Source organism: Acinetobacter sp. BZX-2, from assembly GCF_055179795.1.
The window spans coordinates 229,853-244,173 of record NZ_CM143686.1 but is presented as its reverse complement, the minus strand read 5'-3'; the positions used below and the strand labels follow the sequence as shown (position 1 = coordinate 244,173).

10 protein-coding genes are annotated in these 14,321 nt (G+C 36.7%); 4 read left to right on the top strand and 6 right to left on the bottom strand.

Annotation, left to right across the window (positions count from 1 at the left end; genetic code table 11):
* Window positions 1-225: 225 nt before the first annotated feature.
* Both mtlD and ACY45D_RS01080 read right to left on the bottom strand, forming a co-directional pair.
* Window positions 226-2,352 carry a bifunctional mannitol-1-phosphate dehydrogenase/phosphatase gene (gene mtlD, locus ACY45D_RS01085; RefSeq protein ID WP_463108084.1) on the bottom strand — a complete coding sequence of 709 codons (2,127 nt, stop codon included), beginning with the start codon at window positions 2,350-2,352 and terminating at the stop codon, window positions 226-228.
* A gap of 366 nt (window positions 2,353-2,718) precedes the next feature.
* A complete protein-coding gene (locus ACY45D_RS01080; RefSeq protein WP_463108083.1) occupies window positions 2,719-4,308 on the bottom strand; it encodes a TerC family protein in 1,590 nt (529 codons plus the stop codon).
* A gap of 354 nt (window positions 4,309-4,662) precedes the next feature.
* On the opposite strand from ACY45D_RS01080, the gene ACY45D_RS01075 reads away from it, so the two are divergent.
* Window positions 4,663-5,295 (top strand): LOG family protein, encoded by a 633-nt coding sequence (locus tag ACY45D_RS01075; RefSeq protein WP_463108082.1) that lies wholly within the window; start codon window positions 4,663-4,665, stop codon window positions 5,293-5,295.
* A 113-nt stretch (window positions 5,296-5,408) separates the two neighbouring features.
* Here ACY45D_RS01075 and ACY45D_RS01070 read toward each other — a convergent pair whose 3' ends face one another.
* Window positions 5,409-5,750: a GlpM family protein gene (locus tag ACY45D_RS01070; protein ID WP_463108081.1), complete on the bottom strand. Its 342-nt coding sequence runs from the start codon at window positions 5,748-5,750 to the stop codon at window positions 5,409-5,411.
* Window positions 5,751-5,849: 99 nt separating this feature from the next.
* A complete protein-coding gene (locus ACY45D_RS01065) occupies window positions 5,850-6,605 on the bottom strand; it encodes a hypothetical protein (RefSeq protein ID WP_463108080.1) in 756 nt (251 codons plus the stop codon).
* 749 nt (window positions 6,606-7,354) lie between these two features.
* On the opposite strand from ACY45D_RS01065, the gene uvrA reads away from it, so the two are divergent.
* From uvrA to ACY45D_RS01050, 3 genes are all read left to right on the top strand, one after another.
* Complete coding sequence (uvrA, locus tag ACY45D_RS01060; RefSeq protein ID WP_463108079.1) at window positions 7,355-10,186, top strand: excinuclease ABC subunit UvrA; 2,832 nt, start codon at window positions 7,355-7,357, stop codon at window positions 10,184-10,186.
* A gap of 166 nt (window positions 10,187-10,352) precedes the next feature.
* On the top strand, window positions 10,353-11,198 hold the full coding sequence (locus ACY45D_RS01055) for an AbiJ-NTD4 domain-containing protein (RefSeq protein ID WP_463108078.1): 846 nt from the start codon (window positions 10,353-10,355) through the stop codon (window positions 11,196-11,198).
* A 209-nt stretch (window positions 11,199-11,407) separates the two neighbouring features.
* Window positions 11,408-11,638: an antitoxin gene (locus ACY45D_RS01050; RefSeq protein ID WP_463108077.1), complete on the top strand. Its 231-nt coding sequence runs from the start codon at window positions 11,408-11,410 to the stop codon at window positions 11,636-11,638.
* A 176-nt stretch (window positions 11,639-11,814) separates the two neighbouring features.
* Here the strand turns inward: ACY45D_RS01050 and ACY45D_RS01045 are convergent, their stop codons facing one another.
* On the bottom strand, window positions 11,815-12,282 hold the full coding sequence (locus ACY45D_RS01045; RefSeq protein WP_463108076.1) for an HIT family protein: 468 nt from the start codon (window positions 12,280-12,282) through the stop codon (window positions 11,815-11,817).
* Between the two features lie 62 nt (window positions 12,283-12,344).
* On the bottom strand, window positions 12,345-14,057 hold the full coding sequence (locus ACY45D_RS01040) for a GGDEF domain-containing protein (protein WP_463108075.1): 1,713 nt from the start codon (window positions 14,055-14,057) through the stop codon (window positions 12,345-12,347).
* Between the last annotated feature and the right edge of the window lie 264 nt (window positions 14,058-14,321).

Sequence of the window (14,321 nt, the reverse complement as noted above, 5' to 3'; positions counted from 1 at the left end):
AACCCATATTTAATCAACTTTAGCTTAGCAAAATCAAAAATATGCTTCAGCTATATTCGACATTTTTCTTTGCTCTACCTCAATTATTTTCAGCAATGCTACATCCCCATCAAGCTTGTATCACCACAAGTCTTTGATCTATTCACTTGTTGAACTATTCACTATAGATAAGTTGTCTATCCTCTTTTGATTCACTTTTTGATCCGCTTTGGATCTAAGCCTAATCTAATTTAAATCTAAGTCATTCAGCAGCATAAAATCTGCAATACTGATTTTCCCCGAGTCAATGAGTTCAATAGACTCGTAAATGATGTCCATTAAATATTTCTGATCGCGGTCTTGTATCGGTAAAAGCTTAATTTGTTGTTTTAAATGCTGTTGTATGTCTAAACCTAATGATCGGTCATTCTGGATCGCATAAACATAGCCTAATACAGCACCTTTGAGTAAAGCAGCAAATGCTAAATGATGTGCAATATTATAACTCAGTGATGCAAATACTCGCTCTTGTGCTTGCAGTTTCCGTAAAGGATCTCGAGCAACACGCTCACATGGATCTTTATAGGCAAATTGACATGAATCTAGAAAACTTTGTGCTAAACGATCGAGTTCCGAGCGGCGCGTTGGCATTTGCTCAGACAACCCTATTTTGACCTCCGCAACCAATTTCTCAACAAATGCCCGAACTTGTGTATCTCCCATGGCAATACCAATCGTTGAATGACCGAGTAAACTTGCGTACCAAGCCATCATCGCATGCACACCATTCCAAAGTCGGCTTTTAATGGTCTGAATATCTTTAATTTGATCCACAAGCACCATTTGACGCATTTTTTGCAACAATGGACTATTATTTTCCACATAAATGGGCATATCAATTTCAGCATTGAATAAAATCAAATCCATATTTTGTAAAATATGCCCTGACTGGAAATTTTGACGCATATCTTCTATATAAATATTTGCTAGTTGTTGTTGCGCAAAGTTTAATTTAGTCGCATCTTCCACATCAACTTGGTTACTATCATCATCTATTTGATATTGTTTAAAAATATTATATTTAATATTCAACTGACGATAGAGATTTTGATCCGTAAGTTTTGAAACCATTCGGTTCACAACCGTATCACAAAAATAATTTTGCCCAAGAATAATATCGGCAAGCGTAGAATCTGTGATTGTCGTTAAAGCTTCACGCACAGCTTTGAGCAATAACTGTTTTGCACCGACCTTATTTAAAATAATCAGCACAGTTAAGGGACTTGTGACTTGCATATCCTGAGCAAGATAACGTGCATATAATCCTTGAGCAATGATAGTAGCTTCAGTTTTAATCGCATTTTCAGGCAAACAAATCGCAACTAAAACAGACTCGGTATACATTTCTTGGATATGTTGAATATTTTCAGCATCAATAATATTCATATTTTCAATGCGTTCGTCATAAGACAATTGGCCATAACGAATACAATAACTTCCAAACGCATTGACGGCTGAACGAAATAGGGTATTTCGTGTAGAAGCATACATTTTTTTAGGGCGAGTATAGCCGTCCCAATGCGAAAGAATTTGCGCTAAATAACCACCACCAATCGCACCAAAACCATGAATACCCACACTCAGTTGATTTAAAGTTTGTGGAAATGCTTCTGGTACTTTCGGCATATCTAAATGCGCTGTATATGTGTCTAACACGTCTAAATAATCATACATACACGTATAATAATAGTCGGCATGTGACAGCATGGCTTCATTAGGTGCTTTAATATCTTTGAATAGTACACAAATACCCCCTGCATCATGTGCAGAACGAATACCATTTTCAGAGTCTTCAAACATCAGACAATCTTGCGCTGCTAAATTTATTTTTTCTGCTGCACGAAGAAAAATTTCGGGATGAGGTTTTCCCTGCTCAACCTCATCACCACAGACCAAAACATCAAAGAACTTATAAACATTGGCATTAATCAGATATTCTTCTGCAATAGCACGGCGACTAGATGTCGCAACCGCCATACGTAGCCCTGACTTACGTAACCGTTCTAAAACTTGTAATAAACCCTTTTTAATCGGCACACCAAACTGACGTACAGCTTCTAATTCAAGCGCATCTGCACGTTTTCGAATCTCGGTATATGGAATATCCTCCGCATATTCTTGTTGTGCCAGTTTAAGTGCACTCGTTGCACTTAGCCCCAAACATGCCATGAGATAAGAATCTGAAAACTCAACCCCAATCAGCTCTTTCGATGCTTGCTTGAGTGTTTTAAAACGCAATCGTTCAGTATCAAACATTGTGCCATCCATATCAAAAATTGCACCATGAACAATATTGTTTTTAAACTTCAGCATGGGGGTTCCTAGTAATTAATCTTTGGCACAAGCCTATACAAAAATAGAACTAAATTACGAAATGTTAACTTATGAAACAATTTTGATTAAATATTAATCACAAAAGAGCCTTTTCACTCCTTATTTGTATCTAATGAATGCAGTTGTGTAACTGAATTGTATTTCTTGGCACAATATTTAGACGTATTACACATTTAGATCGCATAAAAATTGTTGATTGAACCGCATTAAACTGGGATACATTTCTTTATCTAAATTGAAATCAATATCGGTCAGATGAAGTCTGAAAATAAATCAGACTTATTTTTTTAAAACCAATAAAAAACCTGTCATTTGACAGGTTTCGATAGGCTAATTCAGTCAGAATTATTCTTTATCATCAAATTTTTTTATTTCGACAATATGTACCTTTTCAATTTTATGACCATCCATCGTGACCACTTCAAACTCATAACCATCGGCTTGGAGTTTTTGACCATTTTCAGGTAAATGACCTAAGTGAAACAGAATATAGCCCGATAATGTTGAATATTGTTCAGAATCATCCACCAAATCTCGCCCTAACAACAATGAAACATGGCGAATATCGGTTGAACCTTCAAGAATAAGTGAACCATCTTCTAAACTTTCTGCAGCTGCTTCAAGTTCATCCTCATCAGGGAATTCACCAGCAATCGCTTCCAATACATCAATAGGTGTGGCAATCCCTTCAATTGAACCATATTCATTTAAAACAATCGCCATTTGCAGCGGTGCTTGACGAAGCTGCTCCATCACCATAAGTACTTGCGCATTTTCATGCACAATCACAGGCTCACGCAAATGTTTTTCAAAATCGAGAATGCCCGTTTCAATGTAGTCATTTAAAACTTTATGGGTTAGAACGACACCCGCAATATTGTCTAATTCACCACGTGCGACAATTAAGCGAGAGTGTGTCATTGCCATTAAATGCGCTTTGATCGAAACAGCATCATCATCTAAATCAATCCATTCCAACTCAGGTCTTGGCGTCATAACTGACTTCACAGGACGCTCAGATAGACCTAAAACCCCCTGAACCATGACACTATGATAAACCCCATTTTCAGGATCAAACATCTCATCTGCCAATGCTTGAGTTGCCAGAACATTGTCTGGTTTATGGTTTTGACTATCTGTTGGGCTCAGGCTTTTCCCGCCTAACATTCTCATCACAGCAGAAGCTGTACGGAAGCGCAGATCTGTTGTTGTCACGGTTTTTTCTTGGTTTTTACGCATAGTTTGGTTGAAGAACTCAATCATGACTGAGAAACCAATTGCAGCGTACAAATAACCTTTTGGAATATGATAACCAAAGCCTTCTACGATGAGAGAGAAACCAATCATCATCAAGAAACATAAGCATAAAATCACAATGGTTGGATGCTTATTCACAAACTCCATGAGCGGCTTAGAAGCCCATAACATCACAGCGACAGCAATCACTACAGCAATCATCATCACCGAAAGTTGTTTCACCATACCCACAGCAGTGATAACACTATCTAAAGAGAAAACTGCATCTAAAACCACAATTTGAACGATGACCATCCAAAACGCAGCATGTACGGGATTTTCTTCTTTGATCGGCCCTTGCCCTTCCAATTGTTCACGAAGTTCCATTGTCCCTTTGAACAATAAGAATATCCCACCGAACAATAAGATTAGGTCACGCCCAGAAAAAGCATGGTCAACGATATAGAATAGCGGCTGCGTGAGAGTAATCACCCATGCGATGGATGCCAATAACACCATCCGCATACACAATGCTAAGAGAAGCCCGATAATACGTGCTTTATTACACTGTTCTGGCGGTAATTTTTCCGCAAGAATGGCAATAAATACGAGGTTATCGATACCTAAAACAATTTCTAAAATGACTAAAGTCGCAAGACCAACCCATGCAGATGGATCAGACATCCATTCGAGTATCATTGATCTAACTCCATTGCATTTAATTCTGATTTTGCTTTAAAAATAGAAGATGTGAAGTTGAACTTCAGCAGATTTTGTACTTTTATTATGTCGAAAAATTGAGCACGTTCTAAGCGACTACAACCACTACCCATGTTGATTCATTTGTTGATAAACAAGCGTTCAGTATAGGCAATTCAAATAAAAAATTCATCTTTTTTATGTTGATTTATATGACCAAACGCAAGCTTAAACGATACAAAAAATTGCATATTTAAACTGTAATGACCTGCTATTGTCATATTGTTGTCTTAGAGCAGCCTTAGAGTAGTGTCAAATAAAAGAACATGATAAGTTAAGTTGAAAAAATAATTTATGAATAGTGTATTACCTGTAATGATGAACGAATCTCTTGAACTCAACCAAGCAAATCAAAAAACAACACAAACCCTCATCGCGCTTTATTGTGGTTCACGATTTGGCAATAAACCCATTTATAAAGAAAAAGCAATTCACCTCGCGCAAGGTCTGGCTGAGCAAGGTTTTGGTATTGTTTATGGTGGTGCGAGCATTGGCTTAATGGGACAAGTCGCAGATACGGTGACTGAGTACGGTGGCGAAGTCGTCGGTGTCATTCCAGAGTTTATGTTGGACTATGAAATTGCGCATAACACATTGACCGAACTGCATATTGTACAAACCATGCATGAGCGCAAAGCCATGATGGCGGAACGTGCGAGCGCTTTTGTTGCGCTACCAGGTGGTCTGGGCACTTTTGAAGAGATTTTAGAAGTTGCCACTTGGGGGCAATTGAATCAGCATCAGAAACCAATGATGCTGTATAACGTCAATGGTTTTTATGACCATATGATTGCACAACTTGATCATGCCGTAGAAGAAGGTTTTTTACCTCCTCAGCATCGTGCCAAACTGATTGTCTGTAACCATGCGGATCAAATTATCAATGCGATTAAAAGTTTGAAATCTCCAAAACAATTTATTGCATAATTTTTCTTTTAAATGCATACGCCCTTGTCAAAGGGCTTTTTTATAGATTTCAATAAAGGTATTACATTCGTCGTTAATTCGTTAATTCGTTAATTCGTTAATTCGTTAATTCGTTAATGTTGAAACATTTGCCAACCATAAATCAAACCTGCTGCTGCAACACCCCAACACACTGTTGCAACGCCTAAACATGACCATATAGAGAGTTTTGTTGCTAAAAAATACACCAATAGCAAATAAATAAAATAAGGAATTAAAGACCATAGACCAAATAATGCCGTTTGTTTTAAAGCCTCAGCACCTCTTTCTTGCGCAACAATCACATGAGCAATTAAAGCAAATGTAGGAAATAAAGGCACCAAACCTGCGATGTAAAATGCCTTACTTTTTGAAAGTATTGAAATCAGTAAAACAACCGCAGCACCTAAAACACATTTCAAAAATAAAGACAGCATTAAAAAACTCTGCACTGGTAGAAGTAACAGAGTTTACGCCAAGTCTAAAAAATTAAAATCAAATTCAAGCGAAATTTACTGCAATTTTGACCATGATCATTAAAAACGATGACGTAATTTATTGCGATAGATAAATGCAAAACCAGCAAATACCAATGCAATACCCAAAAACCAAATCAGTTTTAAATTGGAACGTGTCATACTCATATCTGAACGGTAAGTACTTTCAGAAATCATCGGTTTGACTGAGTTTGAATGGTCTGTAATCAGAACTCGATTAAAATCTAACTCATTCAACTGCGCAGGTTTTTCACCTTTACCCACCAAGACATAAGCCGCCACAATATTAAAATCTATTGGATTTTGAATGGCTATTTTTACTTTGGTTTCTTCATAGCTGTTGTACTCAGGAATCCAATCATTAACTTGGCTATAAATACGAATCGTATCTTCTTCTTCCAAAATTGGATCTTCAATTTTTTGTTCTGTTTCTTTTTCAATAAATTGTCTTAATTGTTTAAATTGATTAAGTGAATAATAGTGTGTTTCAGGCAGATCTTCTGCAACCAATTGTTTGGCAATGACATGCTCGCTGGCATTGGCTTTGTTTAATAAACCTTGATTTTCAATTAAAAAATCAACTTTAGAAGTCGGCCCTGGGTAATTTTGCTTTCCAATCAAATAAACTGCTGTCCAAATTTGATCGCTCGCTTGAACATTGTCCAATGCAACTTCATAGCGTTGCTCAGGTTTTATTTTTAGAATTTGTTGAAATACAACTTGTGAGGTTTCATCAGCCAGCACATAGCTAGAAAATGCACAACAAATCACCACAATGATTTTCCGTATATCCATTTCCCACCCCACAAATGTGATTTTATTCGCATATTTTACACAACTAACACCCTGCATCACAACAACATTGTCTAACGATTATTCTTTTTTTTATGAATGATGCCTTGAACCATTCATTAAAATTTGCTAATCGCACAACGATATGACTTGATATACAAATATTCATATTTAAATGAGCGAATGAATCCACTTCATGCCCATGAATCAATTTGCATAAATTCAAATACAATCATTTAATTTAATTAGACTTTCTAAAACAAATTCAATCTAATAGACTTACTATTGATGATTACTGAAAAGTTGTATATCCCTATTTTTAAGTATTTGATTTTCAATTTAGGTCAATAGATGTGTCATAAGATTGATAAAAACTGTATGTAAATGTCTAAAACTCAACAAAGTGCTAAAAGCTATATATTAAGCAATGAATGTTGATCATCATTTGCCAAAACTCAAAAGCAATCCGAACGAGATAGTTTGATGTTGTCTATTTCTCATTGTATAAATATTTGTTTTTATTTAATTTTTAAAAAAGAAAAATATACCCAAGTAAAAGCTATTTAAATTAATGTTTAAATTTTAAATAAAACTTTAATTAACAAATTGTTATAATAAATGATCATTTAATTCATGTGCTTTTCATCATTTAAGAGACACAAATTGTCGCGAAAAAATTATTTTTTACAGCTTGAACAAAATTAAATCGCTATCATATACCACTTCAATTTGCATAATTTCGAGAAAGTTTTATGAGCCAAAGTCATATCCGTATTCGAGGCGCACGAACCCATAATTTAAAAAACGTGTCACTCGATATTCCACGCGACAAGTTTGTGGTAATTACGGGACTGTCAGGCTCAGGAAAGTCTTCATTGGCTTTCGATACCTTATATGCCGAAGGTCAACGCCGCTATGTAGAGTCATTGTCTGCTTATGCACGTCAGTTCCTTTCACAAATGGAAAAACCTGAAGTAGATTCAATTGAAGGTTTAAGTCCTGCGATTGCCATTGAGCAAAAATCAACCAGCCATAACCCACGTTCTACGGTGGGAACCATTACAGAAATTTACGATTATTTGCGTCTATTGTATGCACGTGTCGGGACACCATATTGCCCTGAACATGATTTACCGATGGTGGCGCAAACAGTTTCTGAAATGGTCGATGCGGTTAAAGCGCTTGAAGAAGGAACGGCGCTGATGTTGCTTGCTCCTGTGGTACGTGAGCGTAAAGGTGAGTACAGTAATTTATTTGAACAATTACAGAGTCAGGGCTTTGTTCGTGCACGTGTCGATGGCGAAGTGATTGATATTGATACGCCACCGGAATTAGATAAAAAGAAAAAACACACCATTGAAGTGGTGGTCGATCGTTTTAAAGTGCGTGATGATTTAGGCAATCGTATTGCAGAATCTTTTGAAACAGCACTGCGCTTAGGGGGTGATATTGCTGTTTTATCTTGGATGAATGGTGAGCATCCTGAGCGTGTTTTTTCAGCAAAACACTCTTGCCCTCAATGTGACCGTGCAGTTGCAGAGCTAGAGCCTCGTCTTTTTTCATTCAACAACCCATTTGGTGCATGTCCTGTCTGCGATGGTTTAGGAACACGTAGCCATTTTAGTGCTGAAAAATTGATTCCAAGTCCTGATGTTTCTATCAGCCAAGGCGCAATCCGAGGTTGGGACAGACACCGTCCGTATTATTACAGCATGATTCAAAAAGTCGCTGAACATTTCGGCTTTTCTTTAGATACGCCTTGGAATGAATTGGACGCAGAGACCAAGAAGAAATTTCTATACGGTACAGGTAAAGAAAAAGTTGATTTAAGTTATATCGATGAACGTGGTCGTAAGCATAATCGTGTGCAACCTTTTGAAGGGATTTTGCCACATTTAGAACGTCGTTATCGTGAAACAGAATCAAATTATGTACGTGATGATCTAGCACAGTATTTATCCAATGCTGCATGTGATGCCTGCGGTGGATCACGTCTGAATGAAATTTCACGTCATGTTCGAGTGAAAGACAAAACCATTGCCCAAATTACTAAAATGTCGATTGGTGATGCAGAAAGTTATTATCACGATTTAAATCTTGATGGTGCAAAAGGTGAAATCGCCGATAAGATTTTTAAAGAAATCCGTGAGCGTTTACATTTCTTAGTCTCTGTTGGTTTGAATTATTTAAGTCTCTCTCGTTCAGCAGAAACCTTATCTGGTGGTGAAGCACAACGTATCCGTCTCGCTTCACAAATTGGTGCAGGTTTAATGGGCGTGATGTATGTCCTTGATGAACCATCGATTGGTCTGCATCAACGTGATAATGATCGCTTGCTTGATACCTTAGTTCGTTTACGTGACTTGGGTAATACCGTTTTAGTCGTTGAGCATGATGAAGATGCGATTCGCGCAGCAGACCATATTATTGATATTGGGCCGGGCGCGGGTATTCATGGTGGTCATGTCATTGCTGAAGGGACTTATGATGAAATCCTTGCCAATAATGAATCACTTACCGGTCAGTATTTATCAGGCAAATTGAAAATTGAAGTACCGAAAAAACGGACTGAACCGCCAAAGCCTGAAGAACAAATTAAATTGATGGGTGCTGCGGGTCATAACCTACAAAATGTAGATTTAGTCATTCCTTTAGGTGTGATGACCTGTGTTACGGGTGTCTCGGGTTCTGGAAAGTCAACACTGATCAACCGTACTTTATTGCCTTTGGCTGCAACACAGCTGAATGGTGCAACCACTTTAACTGCTGAAAAGTTTGACTCGATTGATGGTCTGCAATTCCTTGATAAAGTGGTTGATATTGACCAAAGCCCAATTGGTCGTACACCTCGTTCTAACCCAGCAACCTATACAGGTTTATTTACCCCGATTCGTGAATTATTTGCGCAAACACCTGAAGCCAAAGCACGTGGTTATGCTGCGGGTCGTTTCTCGTTTAACGTGAAAGGTGGTCGTTGTGAAGCCTGTGAAGGTGACGGCATGATCAAAGTCGCGATGCACTTTTTACCCGATATGTATGTTCCATGCGATGCATGTCATGGTGAACGTTATAACCGTGAGACTTTAGAAGTGGGTTATAAGGGTAAGAATATTTCCGATGTACTGAATATGACCGTTGAAGATGCAATGCATTTCTTTGATGCGATCCCTGTGATTCATCGTCGTCTAGAAACACTGAATCAAGTCGGTTTGGGCTATATTCGTTTAGGTCAGTCTGCAACGACACTATCAGGTGGTGAAGCGCAGCGTGTGAAATTGGCACGTGAATTGGCCAAACGTGATACGAGTAAAACACTGTACATTTTGGATGAACCAACTACAGGTTTGCATTTCCACGATATTGCAAAACTTTTGGATATTCTTCATGAGCTACGCAATAAGGGCAATACCATTGTGGTGATTGAGCATAATTTGGATGTGATCAAGACTGCTGACTGGGTCATTGATTTGGGCCCTGAAGGTGGTGCAGGTGGTGGGATGATTATTGCGGAAGGCACACCTGAGCATGTCGTGAAATCTAAAGTTTCGCATACGGCGAAGTTTTTAAAGCCGTTGTTGAAGTAATACGATTTAATTCTCCCCTTGCGGAGCATACTCCTCACCTTTTAAAGGAGGGTTGGGGAGGAATCTAAAATAATTTTAGATTCTCAATAGTTCCCCTCTTTATCAAAGAGGGGTTAGGGGAGATTAGAAAAGTAAAAAATAGCACAGTAAATTTATTGGGGAAGAAATGCGCTTTTCAGAAAGATATGGATATAAACCTGTTCGGGAAATTATTCAAAAAGAAAGTATAGATGATGTTCTCAAAAATCTATTATGGAGTGTATTAAATGACTATTTATGGAAAAGAGTTGATCATGGTAGAAATTTTTCATATACAAAATACTCCAATGTTTCTTCCTTATTGAATGCGTATTGGGTCAACCTTTTAAAAAGACCGAATGATACTATTCCTCTTTCTACATCTGACTCAATTAAAAAAATTAGAGAATACTTTTTTTCATGTGAATGGCACGAGATTTATAGCTTAATTGAAGAAACTATTGATAATTTTCCTTATAGTTATAGTTTTACTAAAAATAAAGAATTTTTTATTAAAGCAATCAATACTGTTCTAGAAGGTGAGAATAGTGCTTATAGATTAATTAACCATGAAATAACGCCAATTACATCTGAACAAGAAACTCAATCTATTGAGAAAGCTCTAGAAAATACAAGTCCATACTCAGGTGTCCAAGAACATCTTAATCAAGCTTTAAAACTAATGTCTGATCGTCAAAATCCTGACTATCGAAACTCAATTAAAGAATCTATTAGTGCTGTAGAATCCATTTGCAAAATCGTAACTCAGGATGAGAAAGCTACGTTAGGTCAAGCTTTAAAAATCATTGAAAATAAATATGGACTACATGAAGCTCTAAAGAAAAGTTTAAGTCAACTTTATGGTTACACATCAGATGCTGATGGCATCCGCCATGCCATGCTCGAAGAATCTAATTTAAGTTATATCGATGCCAAATTTATGTTGGTAGCATGTACCAATTTCATCAATTATTTGATTGAGAAAACAAAATAATACTCAGGAGTAAAACTACTTACTCCTTATTAACCTAAAATTATTCAACCCCTCTTATCATTTTAAATGTGTAACATCAGTTACTAAGAGTTCCGTTCAATAAATCGTCAACATCTAAAAAATGCCTCACCCAACCTTTACAACAAATTGCATTCTAAAAATTATTTAATGCTATGATGTATATCAAAGATACATACCAAAAGAGGAAAATGGAAATCGCTAAAATTTTTCAAACAGGTCGCAGCCAAGCCGTTAGATTGCCTAAAACTTTTCGTTTTAATGGTACTGAAGTTGCGATTAAAAGTTTTGGTCGTGGTGTGTTGCTGATGCCTATCGAAAATCCTTGGGACATTATGTTAGACGCAGTGAATGAGTTTGAAACTGGATTTCAACTTGAACGAGCTGATCAAAGTGAGCAAGTCCATGAGGATTTCAGATAATTTAAATACAACCCTTAAAGAACAAATACAAATTCCTCATTTGAAGCCAAATTGTAAAGCCCGATTAAATAGATCTATCTATTTTCCCTCAAGCAAAGGTATTCAATTTTTAATATCTTTTTTACAATTCACACCATATTTTTATCTAGACCACTAGCTGTTCTCAGAAAGACAAATTATTCAGCTCCTCTAATCCGTTCAGCCAACTTCGCCAACTCTCCATCATCCGCTCGCTGAAAATCATGCGAAGAAATATAACCTTCATACTGCTCAAAATATTTATCGACATTCGAATTCACAGCTTGCCAGTTTTCATGCACGTGTTTAGTACCATGCATAGGAAACAATTTGGCATGCACATGATCTACACCAAAACCTTCAAATACCATTGCGGTGCGTCCAACATCTTCAAAAAAGCTATCTAGCTTTTTCGCAATTTTCTTTGAATACAAAATCAAATCACTGAGTACATCATCATCCAAATCAAATGCATAACTAGAATAATGCTTTTTCGGAATAACCACCGTCGCGCCTAAAGTATTGGGAAATATCGTGAGGAATGCCATAAAATCATCATTACTATCAATCAGGTGGTGCGGTAATTCATTTTTTATAATTTTGCAAAAAATACAAGACTCACTCATTTTTCTTACCCTATAACAATATAAAAATTTTAATCACTGAGTCGGTGTGAGTAGATTACACATCATCCCACAACTTTATTTCTACCCTGCGCTTTTGCTTTAAATAGAGATTCATCTGCCTGACTAAACAGCGCTTCCCAATTCTCAGCCCCTGTAGCCACCCCAATACTGACAGAAATTTTTAATTTTTCAGATGATGCAGGTAAAGCAATCTGTAATCGAGAAACATCTGCCAAGATGCTTTCTGCAATTTGTAAAATCCAGTTCCGTTCAGAATTGGCAATTAAAATTAAAAACTCATCACCACCAAAACGTACAATTAAATCTGTTTGAGAAATATTAGCCTTTAAACATTGGGCAATTTCAACGATGACCAAGTCACCTAAAATATGTCCAAATTGATCATTCACACGTTTAAAATTATCAATATCGACAATAATTAAACTCAGTTTCGAAAATTGATCAGGCTTAGCTTGTGCATTTTTTAGAAATGCCTCCAATCCCAAACGATTAGAAACACCACTCAAGCTGTCTGTATTGGCAATATTTTTTAGCTGAAACTCCAGAATATCTCTTTGCTTCAGCATTTCTTTTAATTTATCAATCGCATCGGTTAAATTATGCGCTTCTTTATTTTGCGAAGTGACAGCATCAGCCTGATCACGCTCATAGATTTGAAATAACTCTTCAATCATATGTTGAGCCTGAATTAAAGGCTCAAATAACTTTTTACGCGTATATAACATGGTAAAAAATGCAACGGTAAGCAATAAAATTGAAATCAGCAAAATAAGGAAAAACTGGCGTTGTGCTGATTGCATTTGCCGTTGAGCTTCTAAACTATGCATTTCCAGTAAATAAGCTTGTAAATCGACAATTGAAGTAAATTTATCCACCATAGCATCTGTGACTTGATTAGCTTTTAATGAATATGCTTGCTGATTCTCACTTTGTTGTATAAGTTGATTGATGATTGGAAGTGCTTGATCAATAAAACGAAGTTTAACTTGCTCATGTAGTTCAAGATATTTTTTTGTTTTCAATGATTCTGGCTGGATAGTATCCATCAATCGCCATAAATACTTCACCTGTTCCTGCGTTTGCAATGAACGAATTTTGTTAAATTCGGGAATAGGTTCTACAAAACTCAAAGGTGCCATAATATTGGATGCCACACGACCAGCTTGGTCTCGTAAATCCGCTAAAATCAGTACAATAGAAGCATAGTCCGTCACTTCACTGTTTTTTTGTTTTGAGTCAATAATCAGTTGTTGCAATATCGCTCTACAACTATCCCAAGCGCGAAACATACTGCGAATAGCATGATCCATTGCTGTTGATTGACGTGCGTCTTTTGGTGTGGCGATATAAATATCGACTTGCTTACGCGCAATATTTAAATCATTTCTGAGTTGAACATCGACCTGTTTTGCCAATTCAGGAAAACCTGCTTGTCGCAAAGTAAGTACTGTTAAATCAATCTGTTGATTTACACCAGCCCGATACGCTTTTAATTCTTTGATTCGGCTTGGCAGCTCGTCTATGTTACTCGACATCGCTTTATTGGATGGCGCTCTTTCACGTGATATTTTATTTGAGGTTTCTGCGAATATACGTAAATTTTGAATATCGACCAATGATCGATGTAATTTCACATACTCTTGATAACTTTGAACAATTTGAGGAATTGCGATTAATAATACAGATAAAATAATAACGAACATAAAAATGAGCAGGCGTACACTAATCTGTTCTGAACGTAATTGCGACTCCATCTTCACGATTCCATTGGAAGCTTTATTTTTGATCAATAAAAAACTTATCGCCTTCATCTTACAAGATATTTAGTTCAATGTAGACTAAAATTTTCAGAATTAAAAAGAATGACGATTAACTTAACTATCCAACCAACCATTGAATGAAAAATATACATTTAAACCATCACATTTTTTCTAAATTTTCCCTCTAAACTGAAAAAATAAGCCTGCTTTCATCCACTTATTTAGAGTTTAAATCTAGAATCGTTTTTTTAGATAACC

What these genes read in the sequence shown, in the direction of transcription:
- mtlD (WP_463108084.1), bottom strand. Translation starts at nt 2,352, where the DNA reads ATGCTGAAGTTTAAAAACAATATTGTTCATGGTGCAATTTTTGATATG.
- ACY45D_RS01080 (WP_463108083.1), bottom strand. Translation starts at nt 4,308, where the DNA reads ATGATACTCGAATGGATGTCTGATCCATCTGCATGGGTTGGTCTTGCG.
- ACY45D_RS01075 (WP_463108082.1), top strand. Translation starts at nt 4,663, where the DNA reads ATGAATAGTGTATTACCTGTAATGATGAACGAATCTCTTGAACTCAAC.
- ACY45D_RS01070 (WP_463108081.1), bottom strand. Translation starts at nt 5,750, where the DNA reads ATGCTGTCTTTATTTTTGAAATGTGTTTTAGGTGCTGCGGTTGTTTTA.
- ACY45D_RS01065 (WP_463108080.1), bottom strand. Translation starts at nt 6,605, where the DNA reads ATGGATATACGGAAAATCATTGTGGTGATTTGTTGTGCATTTTCTAGC.
- uvrA (WP_463108079.1), top strand. Translation starts at nt 7,355, where the DNA reads ATGAGCCAAAGTCATATCCGTATTCGAGGCGCACGAACCCATAATTTA.
- ACY45D_RS01055 (WP_463108078.1), top strand. Translation starts at nt 10,353, where the DNA reads ATGCGCTTTTCAGAAAGATATGGATATAAACCTGTTCGGGAAATTATT.
- ACY45D_RS01050 (WP_463108077.1), top strand. Translation starts at nt 11,408, where the DNA reads ATGGAAATCGCTAAAATTTTTCAAACAGGTCGCAGCCAAGCCGTTAGA.
- ACY45D_RS01045 (WP_463108076.1), bottom strand. Translation starts at nt 12,282, where the DNA reads ATGAGTGAGTCTTGTATTTTTTGCAAAATTATAAAAAATGAATTACCG.
- ACY45D_RS01040 (WP_463108075.1), bottom strand. Translation starts at nt 14,057, where the DNA reads ATGGAGTCGCAATTACGTTCAGAACAGATTAGTGTACGCCTGCTCATT.